Consider the following 17182-nt stretch of genomic DNA (forward strand, 5'->3'; position numbering starts at 1 on the left):
GGACGCGACCGCACGCCGCATCGCGCCTTCATGCGCGCCATGGGGCTCGACGACGCCGCGATCGCGAAGCCGATGATCGGCGTCGTCAGCATGAAGGGCGAGCAGACGCCCTGCAACATGACGCACGGCTTCCAGGTCGACGCCGCGAAATCGGGCATCGAGGACGCCGGCGGCACGGCGCGTGAATTCGCCACGATCTCCGTCTCCGACGGCATCAGCATGAATCACGAGGGCATGAAGTTCTCGCTGGTGTCGCGGGAATTGATCGCGGACTCGATCGAAGCCGTCGTTCACGGCCTCGCCTATGACGCGCTGATCGGCTTCGGCGGCTGCGACAAGACATTGCCCGGCGTGATGATGGGCATGATCCGTTGTAACGTCCCATCGATTTTCATCTATGGCGGCAGCGCGCTGCCCGGCCGCTTTCAAGGCCGCGATCTCACCGCGCTCGATTCCTACGAAGCCGTCGGCGCGGTCGACACCGGCGACATGGATGAAGCGACGCTCGACAAGATCGAACGCGCCTGCCTGCCGACAACAGGCGCCTGCGCCGGACAATTCACCGCGAACACCATGGCGATGGTGTCGGAAGCGATCGGGCTGTCGCTGCCGAACGTTTCCATGGTTCCCGGCGTCTATGCCGAACGTGCGCAGCTCGCGCGACGCGCCGGCCGCCTCGTGATGGAGATGCTGAAGCGCGGCGGGCCGACGCCGCGCGAGATCGTGACGCGCAAGGCGCTGGAAAATGGCGCGGCCATTGTCGCGGCAACAGGCGGCTCGACCAATGCGGCGCTGCACCTGCCGGCGCTCGCCAACGAAGCCGGGATCAAATTCACGCTCGACGATGTCGGCGAAGTCTTCGCGCGCACGCCCCTGATCGGAAATCTTCGCCCCGGCGGCAAATATGTCGCGAAGGATGTTTACGATCGCGGCGGCGTCGCCGTGATCATCCGCGAATTGATCGCGAGCGGCCATCTCCATGGCAATGTGCTCAGCGTGACGGGACGCACGCTCGCGGAGGAATATGGCGATGCGCCCTCGCCTGACGGTGAAGTCATTCGCGCGGTCAATAATCCAATCATGCCCGACGGCGGCGTCGCCGTGCTCAAGGGCAATCTCTGTCCCGACGGCGCCGTGATCAAGGTGGCGGGCTTGAAGAATCTCGTCTTTGAAGGGCCCGCGCGCGTCTTCGAGGATGAAGAGGAATGCGCGGCCGCCGTGCGTCAGCGCGCCTATCGCGAAGGCGAAGTCCTCATTATCCGCAATGAAGGCCCTGTCGGCGGCCCCGGCATGCGCGAGATGCTCGGCGTCACCGCGCTCATCTATGGACAGAAGATGGGCGAGAAGGTCGCGCTCGTGACCGATGGGCGTTTCTCCGGCGCGACGCGCGGCATGTGCATCGGCTATGTCTCGCCCGAAGCTTATATCGGCGGGCCGCTGGCGCTCGTGCGCGACGGCGACAGGATCCGCATCGACGCGCCGCAACGGCGCATGGATCTCCTGATCAGCGAAGAAGAGTTCGCGCGCCGCCGCGCGGAATGGACTCAGGCGCCACCGCGCCATCGCGCCGGATTGCTGGCGAAATATGCGCGCACGGTCGGCCAGGCGCCAGGTGGCGCGGTCACTCATCCCGGCGCCGCCGAATGGCCGTGGTTCGACTGAGACGAGAAAGCCCATGACGAATTCGCATCCGCCGCTGGCCTATCTCGGGCTTGGCCTCATGGGGCTGCCGATGACGCAGCGGCTGCTCGCCGCCGGTTGCTCCGTCTCCGTGTGGAACCGCTCCGCCGCGAAGTGCGAGCCCGCAATCGCATCGGGCGCGCGCGCCGCTGCAAGCCCGCGCGCGGCAGCCGAAGCCGCCGACATCATCTTCATGTGCCTCACCGATGCGTCCGCGGTCGAAGAGGTGATCTTCGGCGAGGGCGGCGTCGCGGAAGCCGCTGGCGACGGCAAGATCGTGGTCGACTTCTCCTCGATCCATCCGGAAAAGGCGCGTTCGATCGCTGAGCGCCTCAAGACGAAGAACGGCATGCGCTGGATCGACGCGCCCGTCTCCGGCGGCGTGAAGGGCGCAGCGGAAGGCACGCTTGCGGTGATGGCGGGAGGCGATGCAGCCGACATCAAGGCGGTTGAGGGCTCGGTGCTGCTGATGGCCGCGCGCTTCACCCATATGGGGCCGGTCGGCGCGGGCCAGACAACAAAACTGTGCAACCAGATCATCGCCGGATGCGCCATGACGGTTCTCGCGGAAGCGACGCGGCTGGCGAAGAACGCCGGCATCGATGCAGCGCGTTTGCCCGAAGCATTCAAGGGCGGCTTCGCGGATTCCATTCCGCTGCAACTCTTCGTGCCGCGCATGGCCAACGATATCTATTCGCCGCCGATCGGCTATATCGCCACCATCCTGAAAGACCTCGATACGGTGCTCGACGTCGCGCAGAAGACGGGCAGCCCGGCGCCGATGACGGGCCTCGCAGCCCAACTCTTCCGCATGGCGCAGGCCTCGCGCGGCGCCGGCGCGGACGCGCTCGAAGTGTTCAAGCTCTCCGAGCCGGCCGCGCGGTGATCGCCCCGCGAACGCCTGACGCCGCGAGAGGCGGCTGGCTGAAAAAGCCGCAGCCGCAGCGATATCTCCGCATAAATTTGAAGCTTAAAACAAGTTCCCTTGGCCGAGAAAGGACGCTAGGCTCAACCAAAATCGGCAGGCGAACGACCGCCGCGATGGCGAGGGGATTTGAAAATGACGGCGCAGCTTGCGCGGCTCGGCGCGTTCGCGAAAGCTGAATCGGCCGCGCCCGCCATGATCGACATCGATCGCGTCACGCAGACTTTCGACACCGCCGGGCGACGACGGCATGTCGCGATCTCCGACATCACATTCTCCGTGCGCGACGGCGCTTTCGTCTCGATCCTCGGCCCGTCCGGCTGCGGAAAATCGACGCTGCTCTATATCATCGGCGGCTTCGTGAAGCCGACCAGCGGCGCGGTGATGGTGAAACAAAAGCCTGTCACTGGCCCCGGCGCCGATCGCGGGCCGGTGTTTCAGGAATTCGCGTTGTTTCCGTGGAAGACCGTCATCGGCAACGTCGTATATGGCCTGCGCCAGCAGGGCGTTTCGCGCACTGAGGCCGAAGCGCGCGCGCAGAAGCTGATCGAGATGGTGGGTCTGAAAGGCTATGAGCGCTTCTATCCCAAAGAATTGTCGGGCGGCATGAAGCAGCGCGTCGCGATCGCGCGCACGCTCGCCTATGATCCCGCCGTTCTCCTCATGGACGAACCGTTCGGCGCGCTTGACGCGCATACGCGCACGCGGTTGCAGAACGACTTGCTCAATATCTGGGAGCGCGATCGCAAGACCGTGCTGTTCGTGACGCACGCCGTCGATGAAGCGGTCTATCTCTCGGATCAGGTGATCGTGATGACGCGCTCGCCCGGACGCATCAAGGCTGTCATCGACATCGATCTGCCGCGGCCGCGCAAGCGCGCGGATCTGCTGCTCGATCAGCGCTACCAGAAATATGTCGTCGAGATCGAGAAGTTGATCGATGACGCGCCGGAGACTGAAGGATGAGGCGTGGGCTCGCCGACCGCTTCGCCGCCCTGCTCGCCTGTCTCGGCGTGCTCGCGCTCTGGCAATTCGCCTCCGTGACGCTGAAGATCGAGAGCTTCCCGACTGCGATCGAAGCGCTGCGCGGCGTCCCTGAAATCCTGCGCGACAGGGAATCCATCATCAACATTCTGGCGTCGCTGCGTCGCATGGCGATCGGATTCGCCTGCGCGGCGGCGTTCTCCATTCCGCTCGGACTTATGATGGGGCGCGTGCGCGCGGTCGCCTCGTTCTTCAACCCGCTGCTGATGATGATCTATCCCGTGCCGAAAGCGGCGCTGATGCCGATCATCATGCTCTGGCTCGGCGTCGGCGAACTCTCGAAGACGCTGGTGATCTTCCTCGGGGTCAGTCTTCCCATCATCTATCACAGCTTCCAGGGCGCGAAGGCGGTCGAGGAGAAGATGTTGTGGTCGGCCGCCGCGATGGGGCTCTCGCCGGCCGAGCGCATGTTCCGCATCGTGCTGCCCGCGGCGCTGCCGGAAATCCTCACGGGATGCCGCACCGGCCTCGTGCTCGCGCTCATCACCATGATCACAAGCGAAATGATCGCGCGCCAATCCGGCGCCGGAAACATCCTGTTCAACTCGCTCGACATGGCGCAGTACGACACGGTCTTCGCCATGATCATCATCATCGGCGCGCTCGGCCTCATTCTCGACGCCGCGTTCGACGCGCTGCGCTCGCGCCTCGTCGCCTGGTCGGCGCAGCGCGACGATGTCCCGCTGAGCTTCTCATGAACGCGCGCGCCGTCCTCACGCAATCGCTGCTCGGGCTGCTGCCGATAGCGCTGTTCTTTGCGGGCTGGCATGCGATCACGGCCTTCGGCTTCGCGCCCGCAACGATGCTTCCGCTGCCGGAGACCGTGTTTGCGCGCTTCGTCACGCTGATCGCCACAAGCGACTTTCTCTCGCAGATGGGCGCGACTTTGGTGCGGTTGTTCGCGGGATTTTCGATCGCGCTCGTGCTTGGCGTCGGACTTGGTCTCGCCGCAGCAGCCTTCGCGCCCGTCGGCGCCGTCGTGCGTCCTCTGGTGCGCGTGCTGGCGCCGATGCCGAAGATCGCGCTCTATCCCGCTTTCATCCTGCTGATGGGTTTCGATCACGCCTCGAAGATCACGCTCGTCGTCGCCGACGCGCTGTTTCCGATCCTGCTCGCGACCTATTACGGCGCATCGATGGTGGAACGGAAGCTTGTGTGGTCGGCGCTCGCCGCCGGCGCGCCGCGCTGGAAAGTTCTCTTCGGCGTGATCCTGCCGGCCTCCCTGCCCTCGATCCTCACGGGCTGCCGCATCGGGCTGCTCATCTCCTGCATCGTGGTGTTTCTCGCCGAGATGATCTCGTCGACCGATGGTCTCGGCTATCTCCTGGTGCGCGCGGCCCGCAGCTTCCAGACCGCCGACATGTTCGTGCCGCTGATCGCGATCTCGCTGCTGGGCCTCGTCCTCAATGGCCTGCTGCATGGCGCGCGGCGCTATTTCCTGCGCGGCTTCTCCGAGCGCTGATCGCGCGCCGAGAGCATGGCGCGAAAAAGTGGGAACCGGTTTTTCGCAAAAGCCATGCTCTCAGCTTTTGGAAGCGATCACGTTCCCGCACTTTGATTGATTCAATCAAAGTGCGGCGTGATCTAACGGCGATCGATGAGAAGATCGAGCGCATATTTGATCGCCTGCCGCTCATCGCGCGTGAACTGGTCAAGAAACTCCGTCTCATGCGCCTTCGCCGCCGCCATCACGGGCGCGACGCGGGCGCGGCCCTTCTCGGTGGAATGAATGGCGACGCGGCGGCGATCCTCCGCCGCGCCGCGACGCTCGATCAATCCTTCGCGCTCCATGCCGTCGAGCACCTTCGTCAAGCGCGGCTGCTTCATGATCGCCATCGCCGCGAGCTCGCCGACGGAGAGACCATCGACATCGGCGAGGCAGGCGAGCACGCGCCATTCCGGAACCGAGAGATTCCACTGGCTGAGCGACGAATGGAATTCGCTCGACACCACATGGCTGGCGCGCGCCAGCAAGTAAGCGAGATAATTGCGCGCGAAGCTCGCGCTTGAAAGCTCCGGCGCTTTCGTCGTCGCGCTTTCCATGCCGCGCAGCATGCCGGAATGAAACAGCAGCGGATCATGGCTGCGCTCGATCAGCCGCGCGACTTCGCCGATGAGAATCGTGTGATCTCCGCCGGGATGGCGCGCCCATGTCCGACATTCAAAGACAGGCGCCAGACCCTCGATCAGCGGCGCACCGGTCTCGCCCGTTGTGAGCGCGACGCCCGCGAACTTGTCGGGCACGCGACCGGCGAAACGCAGCGCAAGATCATGATGGTCGGAGCCGAGAAAATGCACGGCGAAAGATTCCGCCGCCACGAACGCATCATAGCTCGCCGCTGACTTCGCCACGCTCCACAGAACCAGCGGCGGTGACAGCGAGACCGCTGCGAAGGAGTTCGCGGTCATGCCGACATATCTTCCTTCGACCGAAGCAGTGACGATCGCCACGCCCGTCGGGAATTGGCCAAGCGCCTTGCGCATCGACTCCGGCGATAGCGTAGCGCTTCGCAAATCAGCGGTGTTGCGTTCCGGTTTCATATAACGCACCCCGGATTTTGCGCGCATCTTTTCAAGATTACGCTTTCCCGCTGCGGCGCAGAGCGATATGTGTTCTCACAACGCGCACGAGGGAGCGCCCGATGCTGGCCGACCGGATCGAAGCGAAGTGGATCGACGCATTCTGTGAGGTCTTCGCACGTTGCGCCGTGAAGGAAGGCGACACCGCCGCTATTCTTTCTGAAACACAGTCGCGCGCGCTCAACGTCCATCTCGCGGAGCTCGCATTGGCGCGGCTTGGCGCCAAAGCCTTTCACATCGTGCTGCCGACGCCGCGCAACACACATCCGGTTCCCGTGCGCTCCACCGGCGCGAGCGAAGCGATCGGCCATCTCGCGCCCGTCGTTGGCGCGCTGCAGCAAGCGGGATTCATCGTCGACTGCACGCTCGAAGGGCTGATGCATGCGCCTGAGACCGCGGCGATCCTGAAGGCCGGCGCGCGCATTCTCGTCATATCGAACGAACATCCCGAAGCGCTGGAGCGCATGCGGCCCGACAGCGCGCTCGAACAGCGCGTGCGCGCCGCAGCGAAGATGGTCCGCGGCGCGAAGCGCATGCGCGTGACGTCGAAAGCCGGCTCCGATCTCGATGTCGACATGGCTGGCGCATCGACGGTCGGCGTCTGGGGCTGGACGGATCGTCCGGGCACGCTGGCGCACTGGCCGGGCGGCATCGTCGTGAGTTTTCCCAGAAGCGGCGCCGCGAACGGAGCGCTGGTGCTCGCGCCGGGCGACATCAATCTCACCTTCAAGCGCTATCTCGCGTCGCCGATCCATCTCACGATCAAGGACGATTATATTACCGATCTCCGCGGCGAAGGCGCTGACGCCATGATGATGCGCGCCTATCTCGCGGCGTGGGGCGATCGCGAGGCCTATGCGATCTCGCATGTCGGCTTCGGCATGAATCCGGCGGCGCGTTACGAGGCGCTGACCATGTATGACCAGCGCGACACCAACGGCACGGAATTGCGCGCGGTCTCCGGCAACTTCCTTTTCTCGACCGGCGCCAATGAATTCGCAGGCCGCTACACCGCGGGCCATTTCGATCTGCCCATGATGGGAACGACGATCGAACTCGACGGCGTCGCCGTCGTGCGCCACGGCGTATTGCAGGACCTGTTCGGTTGATCGCGGCATCGCACGCTTCAATCGAGAACAGGTGGCCGCGTCAGGCCAATATGCCGGAGCAGATCGGCGATGGCGGCCAGCCTGCGTTCGCGATAGGCCTTCACATCCATGCCGGCGTAATCGAGAAAGCCCTGCCCGGTGCGCAGGCCAATGCGCCCCTCCTCCATGTTTTTTGAAATGATCGGCGGCGCGGCGTAGCGGTCGTTCTTCAGCGCGCCTTCGAGATAGCGGCTGGCGTAATAGAGAATGTCGCCGCCGCCCCAATCGATGAATTCGAGCAGGCCGAGCACGGCGTAGCGAAAGCCGAAGCCATAAGTGATCGCCTTGTCGATATCGGCGGCGCTGGCGACGCCCTCGTCCACCATGCGCGCCGCCTCGTTCATGGCGAGCACCTGAATGCGCGGCACGATGTAGCCGGGCGTCGCGGCGCAGACGACAGGCACTTTGCCGATGGATTCCAGCAGCGCCTTCATACGCGCGGTGATTTCAGGGTCTGTCGCGCCGCCCGCCGAAATCTCCACCAGCGGCACGAGATAGGCGGGGTTGAGCCAATGCGCGTTGAGAAAGCGTTCCGGCTTCTCGATCACGCCGGAGAGATGATCGACGAGGATGGTCGATGTCGTGGACGCGATGATCGCATCCGGCTGCGCCGCTTTCGAGGCGCGCGCGAGCAGATCGCGCTTCAAATCAACGATTTCAGGCACGCCTTCGAAAATCACATCGGCGGACGCGGCGGCCTCATCCATACGCCGCTCCGCGACGATGGAGACGCGTCGCTCGATATCGGCGATGCGCGCCTCGTCGAACAGGCCGAAGCGGGCGAGGCTTGCGAGGCCTTCGTGAATCTCGCCCAGCGCTTGGCGCTCAAGCTTCGCGAAGCTTTCCGCATCCCGCTCCTTGAGATCGATCAGCGCGACATCATGACCGGCATAGGCGAAGGCGACGGCGATGCCGCGGCCCATGCGGCCGGCGCCGAGACAGGCGATGGTTGCGCGACCCGTCGTCATGACGCGAAACCCTCCTTCAGCAGCATTTGCAGCGAGGCCCGATCGAGACCGCCAAGGCCGAGACTCGCGAGCGTGCGTCCGCCTTCGAGAAAATTCTTGCCGCAGACCGCGCCGCCAATGGCGAGGAACGCGTTCGTCAGGGGCATTTCGACTCTCGCCAGCGCGCCGACCGAACGGAAGAAGGAGAGACCGACACGCAGATCCTCACGCATGTAGCGATGGGTCTGGAGATCAAGGGTCTCGCGCCAGTCGCCGGAGTCGGTCAGGCGGTCATGGGAGCCGCGGCCATACATCCACTCCTCGCCCTCCTTCGCGTAGTGATTGGCGAGCGGAAAATGCGGCGCGCCATAACCCAGCGCCTCGCGCACGGCGATACGTTCCGCGTCGAGCGCGTCTGTCACGCGGCGGATCGAGGCTTGCGTGCCTTCCTTGTGAATATCCCAGCGCTCGAAATGCGCGATGGGGCCTGCGTTCATGATGATCAGCGGCGGATGAATAATCGGCCCGGCGTTCATCAGCGCGCCGGAGAGCGCGTCGCCGCACGGTTCGATCACGCCGGGAAAGGCGCGGCCGATCACATCGATCGCATGCTCCGCGGCGACAAGCGGAAAGACGCCGACCGGCAGCCGCGTGGCGCGAATGGTGATCGCGACGTCGAATGGTCCGTGCTTGCGCGCGAGCCATGGCAGCGTGCCGGTTTCGGCGAAGACGACCCTCGCGCGATTGCCGGCGTCATGCATGGCCCTGGCGAAGATGAAGGAGCCGAAGGTCGCCGGCGGAAGAAACACGACCTGCCCGTCGCGGAGATGCGGCGCGAGCGCAGCGGCGATATCGCTTTGCGCGAAGGCTGGCGCCGGGCAGAGGATCAATTCGGCGCCGCGCACGGCTTCGGCAATATCTGTCGTGACGCGCGCGAGTCTGACTTCGTGACGGCCGTTGAAATCCTTGACCGTGATGCGCTCGCCTTGCGCGACATGAGCCGCGACAGCGGCTGCGTCGCGCCGCCATAGTGAGACTTCATGGCCCTGCAACGCGAAATCGCCCGCCGCGGCGAAAGAGCCATTGCCTCCTCCGAGAACCGCAATCCTCATCACGAGTCCTTCCGCGTTTGCATCTGCCGCTCCTGATCGATCTGCCGCAGGCGGAAGTGTTGCGCCTTGCCCAGCGCCGTGCGCGGGAGATCAGCGACAATGATGATCTCGCGTGGCTGCTTGAAGCGGGCGAGCTGCGATTTCGCTCGCTCCGCGAGGCTCGCGCGCAATGCGTCGTCGCTGGTCGCGCAATCCGCGCGCGGCTGGACATAGGCGACGGGAATCTCCTGCCAGCGCGCATCGGGACGGCCGACGACGCACGCGTCCGCGATATCGGGATGCTCGATCAGCACGCGTTCGACCTCTGCGGGATAGATATTCTCGCCGCCTGAGATGATCATGTTCTTCTTGCGATCGTTGATGAAGAAATGACCGTCGGCGTCGCGATAACCAATGTCGCCGGTGTGGAACCAGCCGTCGACAAGCGCTTCGCGCGTCGCAGCTTCGTTGCGCCAGTATCCGGTCAGCACGTTCGGGCCGCGCACGCAGATTTCGCCGGCCTCGCCGACAGGCGCTTCACGACCATCCTCGCGCATGACTTTCGCTTCGCAGAAAAGGCCTGCGAGTCCGGTCGAACCGGGGCGCGCCGCATCGCCGCCGAGCCTTGTATAGATCGCGATCGGAGAGGTTTCGGTCGAACCATAGACCTGCAGCACGGGAACGCCGCGCGCGACGAAGGCGTCGATGAGCTGTTGCGGCACGATCTGCGAACCCGTGGCGATCGCGCGCAGCGACGACAAGTCGGCTGCGTTCCAATCGGGATGATCGATCAAGGCTTGCAATGTCGCGGGCACGAGCACGGTGAGCGTCGGCTTTTCCCGCGCAACAGCGTCGAGCGTCGCTTGCGGCGCGAAGCGCGCATGGATCGTGACCGTCGCACCGCATTGCAGCGCCGCCGTCGTCTGGATGTTGAGGCCGCCGACATGAAAGAAGGGCAGCACGGTGAGCACATGATCCGCTGCGGTGAGGCCATGCATGTGCTGGCTCATCACACCGTTCCAGAGCAATGCGTCCTGCGTGAGAACCGCGCCCTTCGGGCGGCCCGTGGTGCCCGAGGTATAGACGATCAGCAGGGGATCACGCAGGTCGCTGACGGCCTCTTCAACGTCTGTCGCCGACGAAAGGAGCGCATCAAAGGAAACAGCGCCTTCGCTTTCATGGTCGAGGCCCACGATTTCCGCGTCCGGCGCCGCCTCGCTGAAGGGTGCGACCACCGCCGCGAAATCCTTCTCGACGAACAGCGCTTTCACTTCGGCGTCTGCGAGAATGAAAAGCTGCTCCGCAATAGCAAGCCGCCAGTTCAGGGGAACCATGATCGCGCCGATGCGCGCGCAGGCGTAGAGCAGGACGAGATATTCGGGCCGGTTGAGGCTGAGGATCGCAACGCGATCGCCCTTCACGACTCCCATTTTCGATTGCAGCGCACGAGCCAGTTTCTCAATGCGGTGCTCGAATTCGGCGTAGCTCATCGCCGCGCCTTCGAAATTCATCGCCGGCTTGTCAGGCGTGAAAGCCGCGTTGCGCTGGATGAGCTGCGACAGATTCATTTATTCGTCGCTCTCATTCATCACTCTCGCCGAGCTCGTAGAGCGCCTCGCGGCCAATGCGATCGAGACAGAGTTCGGCCGTCCAGGGCAGCATCAACGAGCCGCAGCGGCTATCGCGATAGATGCGCTCCAGCGGCAGCGATTTCAGCATCGCCTGGCCGCCGCAGGTGCGGATGGCGAGCCGCGCAATATCATTCGCGCCTTCCATCACGGCGTATTGCGCGGCGTAGGCGCGCAAGGTCTGCTCCTTCGTCGGGTTCGGGCGCGCTTCCGTCACTGCCTGGAACCAGATCGTCTTGAGCTGTTCGAGCTTGATACGCATCTCGGCGACGGCGATCTGCTTCGTCGGATACATCCGCCGCTTGACCGGCGGCGTACCGGGAACCTCGCCGCGCAGATATTTCGTGGTGAAGTCATAGGCGGCCTGCGCAAGGCCGACATAGGTCGGCGACAGCGTGAGAAACATGTGCGGCCAGCGCATCGCCGCCTGGAAATAGACGCCGCGCGGCATCAGCGCGGCATCGTGCGGGACAAACACGTTCTTGAACAGAAGCGTGCGCGAGACCGTGCCGCGCATGCCGAGCGGATCCCAATCGCCCACCACCGAAACGCCTTCGGCTTTCGCCTGCAGCGCGAGATAGAGCGTATGACGGCGCGACGCTTTTTCGTCGCCATGCATCTCCGTGCAAAGCACGCCGTAATAGTCGGCGTGGCCGGAGAGCGAGGCGAAAATCTTCTTGCCGTTGACGATCCAGCCGCCTTCGGTCGGCCGCGCTTCAGTGCCGAACGCCGCGCCGCCGGCGGCCGCCGCGCCGCCTTCGGAAAAGGGCTGTGAGTAGATCGCGCCCTGTTCGATGATCCTGTTGTAGTGAACGGTGCGGCGGCGATCATGCTCGGCGCGCGTCTCCGCGCTCATGTCGAGATCATCAGCCAGCGGCCCCGACCACAGCGTCGAGCAGACATGCATGTTCCAGGTCAGCGCGGTCGCGCCGCAATAGCGGCCGAGTTCGGCCGCCGCGAGCGAATAGGTCTGATAATCCGCGCCTAATCCGCCAAGCGTTTTGGAAATGCAGATGCCGAGAAGACCCTCGCGATGGAGATCGGCGTAATTCTCGGTCGGGAATCTCGCATCGCGATCATAGGCGGCGGCGCGGGCTGCGAAGACCGACTGACCGATCCGCCGCGCACGCGCGATGATGTCGGCGCTTTCAGCGCTCAGGCGAAACGCGGCGGGATCAAAGATCGGCGCATCGTCCGCGCTTTCGCCGGTCACGATCTGGGGCTTTGCAATAGTCATGGCTCTCCCCGATCAGGAATGCGCGTCGATGAAGCTTGCGATGGCGGCGTTGAATTCCGCGGGCCGTTCGAGGCCGGCGAGATGGCCAACGCCTGCAAGCTCGATATATTTCGCGCCTGATATGCGTGCGGCCATCTTCTGCATCATCGGCGCCGGCGCATTCGTGTCCTTCGAACCCGCAAGTACGAGCGTGGGGATGGCGATGCGGCCAAGCGCCTCGCGCAAATCGAAGCCCATGAGCGCCTGCATCGCGGCGCGATAGGTCGCTTCGGGAACGGAGCCCATGCAGTCTTCGGCGAGCGCCATGCCGGCGGGATCGGCGTCATCGCCGACGAGGCTGCGCACGATGCCGGGCGCGAGAGATTTCAAAGTCTCGCCGCGATCGAGCGGCGACAAACGCGCCTCGAGGAAATTCTTTTGCCAGTCGCCGTCGGAGCTGCCGAAAGCCGGACTCGTCTGCGCGAGCACGATCGCGCGCGGCAGCCGCGGCTCATCTGATATCAGTTGCTGCACGATCATGCCGCCGATGGAATGGCCGATGAGCAACGGCTTCTCGGCGCCGATCGCCGCAAGGAAATCCTTCAGGGCGGCGGCGAAACTCGCGATGCTGACTGCGGCAAGCGGCGCCGAGCCGCCATAGCCCGGCATGTCCCAGGCGACGGCGCGATAGCGGTCGCCGAACGCAGCAAGTTGCGATCGGAAGGCGCGGCCCGCGCCGCCGACGCCGTGCAGGAACACCAGCGCTGGCGCGCGCTCCGGCCCCGCGGCCTCATAGGCGAACCGGCCGTCCGGTGTTTTCAACTGCGTCAGCTTCTCCATGGTCCCCTCAGCCGAAACAGGCGGGAGGAGCTTAGCGCATTCCAGATATATGAAAAGGAATAATTTTACTTTTGAAATAACTTTGGGAGCATGTCAGGCCGCCCTGACGCGGCGGCGTGCGTAGCGCCAGACGGCCATGATCCGCGTGAAAATCCCGGCGCGCCCGCCCCGCAGGCCCGCCTCCTCCAGCGCCCGCGCGATGAACAGCCGCATGGGGATGATCTGCGCCCGCGCCCAATGATGGGCGGCGGCGAACCAGCCATACCCCCGAGCGAACCAGGGAATGGAGAGGAGCTTTTCCCGGTTGGTCTCGAAGATGAAGGCGCAGAGCGCGATGCCGACGATATCGGCGAGGAGATAGACGAAGACGCCCCAGACCCACGAATTGCTGGCGAACAGCCAGAAGGCTCCCGCCTTCATGAGTTCATGCGCGATCGCGGGAATGAGGAAGACAATCAATGTGGGATAGGGCGGCAACCTCTCGATAAAGCGCCGCACCGCCTGCTTCAGCCGTTCGAGCGGCAATGCGGCGATCAGCGCGGCGACAACGGGATGGAGATGATCCCAGACCCATGCGGCGCCAAGAAAGATCAGGGCGACGATGACCCAGAGGATGCGACGGAAGCTCTTCATGGCGAAACGATAGGGAGACCAGCGAGGACTGTCATGCGCCCGCAGGCGCGTCATTGTCGCGGCGTGATCGGGAAGTCGAAGCCCTGCGTCGGAAACGGCTCGTCGACAAGCTGGAAATGCCACCATTCCTTGGCGTAGCCGCGAAAGCCGTGGCGCTCCATCGCGCTGCGCAGCGTCTCGCGATGGCGCCGCGCTGCGGGATCGACGCCTTTGGCGTTGAGATGGGCGAGTTCATCCATGCAGTCGAAGCCGACGCCGAAATCGAGAACGCCGTTGCCGGGCGGGCGGTCGTTCTGTGCGGCGCAATTGGTCGGCGCAGACATGGCCGAAGCGCCTTTCGCTGTGAGCCCGAGATCGACCGTCCCGCCGCGCGTATGGGCCGAGGTGCTGGAGACATAGCCGAGCGCGAACAACCTCGCCTTGTCGATGCGGGGATAGAACTCCTGCTTCATTTTCGCGTCGGCGGGATTGCGGCTCCAGGCGACGAAATCGGCGACGGCGCGCATCGGGCGATAACAGTCCCAGACGATGAGCGAGAGATTTTGCGCCAGGAGTTCGGCCTGGATGGCGCGCAGGCGCTCGGCGGCTTTCTCCGTCAGCACGCATTCGGCCGCGGCGTAGCCGGCGATCGGCCGGCCGACGAAGTTATGGGCGCCGGCGTAGCGGATGTCCTGCTGGATCGAGGAATCGACGTCGCGGAGATAGACGAAGCCCGACGGCAGCGCGCCCGCCTGCGCGGACGGCGACCCAAGGGCCAGCGCAAGCCCGAGGGCCGCGAGGCCGGCGCGGATCGTCAGCCCGCGGCCGCCATGTCGAGGGCCTGCGGAGTCCATGGCGCGACCTCGCAGTTCTTCAGCCACCGGCCAAGCATATGAAAGAAGAAGGTCCCGTGCCCGACGACCGCGATGGATCGTTCGGGCCGGGTTTCCAGCCAAAGCGCGAAAGCGGCCGCCCTCGCGCCGACCAGCTCGCGCGTCTCGATGGCGAAACCGCGCGGGTCGCGCTCGCCTTCGTCATGCCACCAGACATCGGGGAGATGATCGAATGTCAGGTGCGGGAACTCGCCGCGCAGGGCCGCGGGCGGGCGTCCGACGTCGCAGCTGCTCTCCAGCCCCTCGCGGTGCAGGTGCTCCACCAGAATGGGGATTCCCCGGCCGCCGAAGACGCCCGTCGCCGTTTCGATCGCGCGGGTCAGCGGCGACGTGACGACGAGGTCATAGGCTCTGCCGGCCAGCAATTCCCTTGCCTCCGCCACCTGCTGGCGGCCGAGCGTCGTCAGCCGGGCGTCGAAATGCAGGGGATCGACGCCGGTCGCCGCATAGGCCTCGTTGAAGGTCGACTGGCCGTGGCGGATGAGATCGACCGCCGGCATCAGCGCCGGCCCGCCGGATCAGTCCGCAAAATTGTCCTCGGAGCTCATCGAGGCCCGCTCGGCGGTCTCGCGCGCCAGCCTCAATCGCCTCAGCCTGGCCGTTCGCTCCTCCAGACTCTCGGTCTCGACCATGTATTCCGTCAGGCTGATCCTGACGGCTGGTTCGGCCGGGGTGGGAAGGCGACGGGGCGTCTTGGGTTTCGCGGGCGCCGGGGCCCGGGAGGGCTTCTTCATCATCTTTTAATACAAGCGCTTTTCCGCGCAAAAGCCAAGCGGCAGCCGCGATTCGGACCCTCCGACGCCATAGTCCTAGGCCGTCAGTCCTAATTCGCGCCGAGGGCTTTCCTGGCCGTCAGAAGCGTTTGCCTTTGCGCCCGGGACCAATAAACCACCTTGGCCGCCGCCCCTTCTGACCCGGCCTCGCGCCTGCAAGAGAGTCCGTTCATGCCTGTCGTCGCCACCACGCCTTTCAGCGACCAGAAGCCGGGCACGTCAGGCCTGCGCAAGAAGGTCGTCGTCTTCCAGCAGCCACACTATGTCGAGAATTTCCTGCAATCGATTTTCGACTCCCTCGACGGCCGCGAAGGCCAGACGCTCGTCATCGGCGGCGACGGTCGTTTCCATAATCGCGAAGTGATCCAGATCGCGATCCGCATGGCGGCGGCGAATGGTTTCGGACGCGTGATCGTCGGGCGCGGCGGATTGCTGTCGACGCCGGCGGCGTCAAATCTCATTCGCAAGACGAAATCTTTCGGCGGCGTGATCCTGTCGGCAAGCCACAATCCCGGCGGTCCCGACGGCGATTTCGGCGTGAAATACAATGCGGGCAATGGCGGCCCTGCGCCTGAATCCCTCACCGACCGCATCTTCGCGCGCACAAGAGAGATTTCTTCCTATCGCATCGAGGACGCGCCGGACTGCGATCTCGATCGCGTGGGATCGGCAGCGTGCGGCGCGATGAAGTGCGAGATCGTCGATCCCGTCGCCGACTATCAGGCGCTGATGGAAAAGCTGTTCGATTTCGACGCCATCGCAGCCTTGTTCAAGTCAGGCTTCACGATCCGCTTCGACGGCATGTCGGCGATCACGGGGCCTTACGCGCATGCGATCCTGGAGAAGGCGCTCGGCGCAGGCGCAGGCTCCGTCATCAACGGAACGCCCCTACCCGATTTCGGCGGCCATCACCCCGATCCCAATCTCGTCCACGCCAAGGACCTGTTCGATCTCATGATGTCGGACAAGGCGCCTGATTTCGGCGCGGCGTCCGACGGCGACGGCGATCGCAATCTCATCATCGGGCGCGGACAGTTCGTGACGCCGTCGGATTCCGTCGCGATGCTCGCCGCCAACGCGCATCTCGCGCCGGCCTATGCCGGCGGCATCGCCGGCGTCGCGCGCTCGATGCCGACCAGCGCCGCAGCCGATCGCGTCGCCCAAAAGCTCGGCGTCAAATGCTACGAAACGCCGACCGGGTGGAAATTCTTCGGCACGCTGCTCGATGCGGGCCTTGCGACGATCTGCGGCGAAGAAAGCGCCGGCACCGGCTCCAACCATGTGCGCGAGAAGGACGGGCTCTGGGCCGTGCTGCTCTGGCTCAACATCATCGCGAAGCGTCGCCAGAGCGTGAAGGACATCGTCGCCGAACACTGGCGGACCTACGGCCGCAACTATTATTCGCGCCACGACTATGAAGAGATCGACAGCGACGCCGCGAGCAGGCTGATGCAGGCGCTGCGCGACCGGCTGCCGCGCCTGAAGGGCGATGCGCTCGCCGGCAAGACCGTCGCGAACGCCGATGACTTCGCCTATCTCGATCCGGTCGACGGCTCCGAGGCGAAGGCGCAGGGCGTGCGCATCCTGTTCGAAGACGGGTCGCGCATCGTCTATCGCCTCTCCGGCACCGGCACCGTCGGCGCGACGCTGAGGATCTATGTCGAGCGTTATGAGCCCGACCCGACGCGTCAGTTCCTGGAGACGCAGCAGGCGCTCGCCGATCTCATCAAGGCGGCGAGCGATGTCGCCGACGTTGCGAAACGCACGGGACGCAACGCGCCGAGCGTGATCACCTGACCTCTAAC

At 64.7% G+C, this 17182-nt stretch carries 16 protein-coding genes; 7 read left to right on the forward strand and 9 right to left on the reverse strand.

Translation table 11 applies throughout. The annotated features are described in order from the left end of the window. Positions 1–30 precede the first annotated feature (30 nt). The 5 genes from ilvD (at position 31) to L8F45_RS10725 (ending at position 5111) form a co-directional block, all read left to right on the forward strand. Positions 31–1662, forward strand: coding sequence for a dihydroxy-acid dehydratase (ilvD, locus tag L8F45_RS10705; RefSeq protein ID WP_342363415.1), 1632 nt, complete (start codon positions 31–33; stop codon positions 1660–1662). Positions 1663–1675: 13 nt separating this feature from the next. After that, positions 1676–2566 carry an NAD(P)-dependent oxidoreductase gene (locus L8F45_RS10710; RefSeq protein ID WP_342362856.1) on the forward strand — a complete coding sequence of 297 codons (891 nt, stop codon included), beginning with the start codon at positions 1676–1678 and terminating at the stop codon, positions 2564–2566. Positions 2567–2740: 174 nt separating this feature from the next. Beyond that, a complete protein-coding gene (locus L8F45_RS10715) occupies positions 2741–3571 on the forward strand; it encodes an ABC transporter ATP-binding protein (protein ID WP_342362857.1) in 831 nt (276 codons plus the stop codon). Beyond that, positions 3568–4347 (forward strand): ABC transporter permease, encoded by a 780-nt coding sequence (locus tag L8F45_RS10720; protein ID WP_342362858.1) that lies wholly within the window; start codon positions 3568–3570, stop codon positions 4345–4347. Before L8F45_RS10715 ends, L8F45_RS10720 begins: the two co-directional genes overlap by 4 nt. Beyond that, a complete protein-coding gene (locus L8F45_RS10725; RefSeq protein WP_342362859.1) occupies positions 4344–5111 on the forward strand; it encodes an ABC transporter permease in 768 nt (255 codons plus the stop codon). Before L8F45_RS10720 ends, L8F45_RS10725 begins: the two co-directional genes overlap by 4 nt. Positions 5112–5233: 122 nt before the next feature. Here L8F45_RS10725 and L8F45_RS10730 read toward each other — a convergent pair whose 3' ends face one another. Then, positions 5234–6133: a flavin reductase gene (locus L8F45_RS10730; protein ID WP_342362860.1), complete on the reverse strand. Its 900-nt coding sequence runs from the start codon at positions 6131–6133 to the stop codon at positions 5234–5236. Positions 6134–6291: 158 nt separating this feature from the next. Here L8F45_RS10730 and L8F45_RS10735 point away from each other — a divergent pair, with 158 nt between their 5' ends. Further along, positions 6292–7338: a 2,5-dihydroxypyridine 5,6-dioxygenase NicX family protein gene (locus tag L8F45_RS10735; protein ID WP_342362861.1), complete on the forward strand. Its 1047-nt coding sequence runs from the start codon at positions 6292–6294 to the stop codon at positions 7336–7338. A gap of 17 nt (positions 7339–7355) precedes the next feature. On the opposite strand, the gene L8F45_RS10740 is transcribed toward L8F45_RS10735, so the two are convergent. The 8 genes from L8F45_RS10740 to L8F45_RS10775 all read right to left on the reverse strand — a co-directional run bounded on the left by L8F45_RS10740 (position 7356) and on the right by L8F45_RS10775 (position 15104). Further along, entirely contained in the window at positions 7356–8300 is a 945-nt protein-coding gene (locus L8F45_RS10740) for a 3-hydroxybutyryl-CoA dehydrogenase (RefSeq protein ID WP_342363416.1), read from the reverse strand. 41 nt (positions 8301–8341) lie between these two features. Further along, positions 8342–9436 (reverse strand): NAD/NADP-dependent octopine/nopaline dehydrogenase family protein, encoded by a 1095-nt coding sequence (locus L8F45_RS10745; protein WP_342363417.1) that lies wholly within the window; start codon positions 9434–9436, stop codon positions 8342–8344. Further along, positions 9436–10983, reverse strand: coding sequence for a class I adenylate-forming enzyme family protein (locus L8F45_RS10750; protein WP_342362862.1), 1548 nt, complete (start codon positions 10981–10983; stop codon positions 9436–9438). Before L8F45_RS10750 ends, L8F45_RS10745 begins: the two co-directional genes overlap by 1 nt. 13 nt (positions 10984–10996) lie before the next feature. After that, positions 10997–12280 (reverse strand): acyl-CoA dehydrogenase family protein, encoded by a 1284-nt coding sequence (locus L8F45_RS10755; RefSeq protein ID WP_342362863.1) that lies wholly within the window; start codon positions 12278–12280, stop codon positions 10997–10999. Positions 12281–12292: 12 nt separating this feature from the next. Next, the gene (locus L8F45_RS10760; RefSeq protein ID WP_342362864.1) at positions 12293–13099 is read right to left on the reverse strand and encodes an alpha/beta fold hydrolase; all 807 of its coding nucleotides are present in this window, start codon (positions 13097–13099) and stop codon (positions 12293–12295) included. Between the two features lie 93 nt (positions 13100–13192). After that, positions 13193–13786 carry a hypothetical protein gene (locus tag L8F45_RS10765; protein WP_342362865.1) on the reverse strand — a complete coding sequence of 198 codons (594 nt, stop codon included), beginning with the start codon at positions 13784–13786 and terminating at the stop codon, positions 13193–13195. After that, complete coding sequence (locus L8F45_RS10770) at positions 13783–14565, reverse strand: M15 family metallopeptidase (RefSeq protein WP_342362866.1); 783 nt, start codon at positions 14563–14565, stop codon at positions 13783–13785. The genes L8F45_RS10765 and L8F45_RS10770 overlap by 4 nt, the downstream gene beginning before the upstream one ends. Next, on the reverse strand, positions 14526–15104 hold the full coding sequence (locus L8F45_RS10775; RefSeq protein ID WP_342362867.1) for a histidine phosphatase family protein: 579 nt from the start codon (positions 15102–15104) through the stop codon (positions 14526–14528). The genes L8F45_RS10770 and L8F45_RS10775 overlap by 40 nt, the downstream gene beginning before the upstream one ends. A 444-nt stretch (positions 15105–15548) precedes the next feature. On the opposite strand from L8F45_RS10775, the gene L8F45_RS10780 reads away from it, so the two are divergent. After that, on the forward strand, positions 15549–17174 hold the full coding sequence (locus L8F45_RS10780) for an alpha-D-glucose phosphate-specific phosphoglucomutase (RefSeq protein WP_342362868.1): 1626 nt from the start codon (positions 15549–15551) through the stop codon (positions 17172–17174). Positions 17175–17182: the final 8 nt, after the last annotated feature.

The sequence above is a fragment of the Terrirubrum flagellatum genome, assembly GCF_022059845.1.
In the GTDB taxonomy this organism is placed as follows: Bacteria; Pseudomonadota; Alphaproteobacteria; order Rhizobiales; family Beijerinckiaceae; genus Terrirubrum; species Terrirubrum flagellatum.

Bases quoted from the DNA above. Each gene is read 5' to 3' on its own strand.
- L8F45_RS10730 (WP_342362860.1), bottom strand. From the start codon at position 6,133: ATGCGCAAGGCGCTTGGCCAATTCCCGACGGGCGTGGCGATCGTCACT.
- L8F45_RS10780 (WP_342362868.1), top strand. From the start codon at position 15,549: ATGCCTGTCGTCGCCACCACGCCTTTCAGCGACCAGAAGCCGGGCACG.
- L8F45_RS10765 (WP_342362865.1), bottom strand. From the start codon at position 13,786: ATGACGCGCCTGCGGGCGCATGACAGTCCTCGCTGGTCTCCCTATCGT.
- L8F45_RS10715 (WP_342362857.1), top strand. From the start codon at position 2,741: ATGACGGCGCAGCTTGCGCGGCTCGGCGCGTTCGCGAAAGCTGAATCG.
- L8F45_RS10745 (WP_342363417.1), bottom strand. From the start codon at position 9,436: ATGAGGATTGCGGTTCTCGGAGGAGGCAATGGCTCTTTCGCCGCGGCG.
- ilvD (WP_342363415.1), top strand. From the start codon at position 31: ATGCGCGCCATGGGGCTCGACGACGCCGCGATCGCGAAGCCGATGATC.
- L8F45_RS10760 (WP_342362864.1), bottom strand. From the start codon at position 13,099: ATGGAGAAGCTGACGCAGTTGAAAACACCGGACGGCCGGTTCGCCTAT.
- L8F45_RS10740 (WP_342363416.1), bottom strand. From the start codon at position 8,300: ATGGGCCGCGGCATCGCCGTCGCCTTCGCCTATGCCGGTCATGATGTC.
- L8F45_RS10770 (WP_342362866.1), bottom strand. From the start codon at position 14,565: ATGGACTCCGCAGGCCCTCGACATGGCGGCCGCGGGCTGACGATCCGC.
- L8F45_RS10755 (WP_342362863.1), bottom strand. From the start codon at position 12,280: ATGACTATTGCAAAGCCCCAGATCGTGACCGGCGAAAGCGCGGACGAT.
- L8F45_RS10750 (WP_342362862.1), bottom strand. From the start codon at position 10,983: ATGAATCTGTCGCAGCTCATCCAGCGCAACGCGGCTTTCACGCCTGAC.
- L8F45_RS10720 (WP_342362858.1), top strand. From the start codon at position 3,568: ATGAGGCGTGGGCTCGCCGACCGCTTCGCCGCCCTGCTCGCCTGTCTC.
- L8F45_RS10710 (WP_342362856.1), top strand. From the start codon at position 1,676: ATGACGAATTCGCATCCGCCGCTGGCCTATCTCGGGCTTGGCCTCATG.
- L8F45_RS10775 (WP_342362867.1), bottom strand. From the start codon at position 15,104: ATGCCGGCGGTCGATCTCATCCGCCACGGCCAGTCGACCTTCAACGAG.
- L8F45_RS10735 (WP_342362861.1), top strand. From the start codon at position 6,292: ATGCTGGCCGACCGGATCGAAGCGAAGTGGATCGACGCATTCTGTGAG.
- L8F45_RS10725 (WP_342362859.1), top strand. From the start codon at position 4,344: ATGAACGCGCGCGCCGTCCTCACGCAATCGCTGCTCGGGCTGCTGCCG.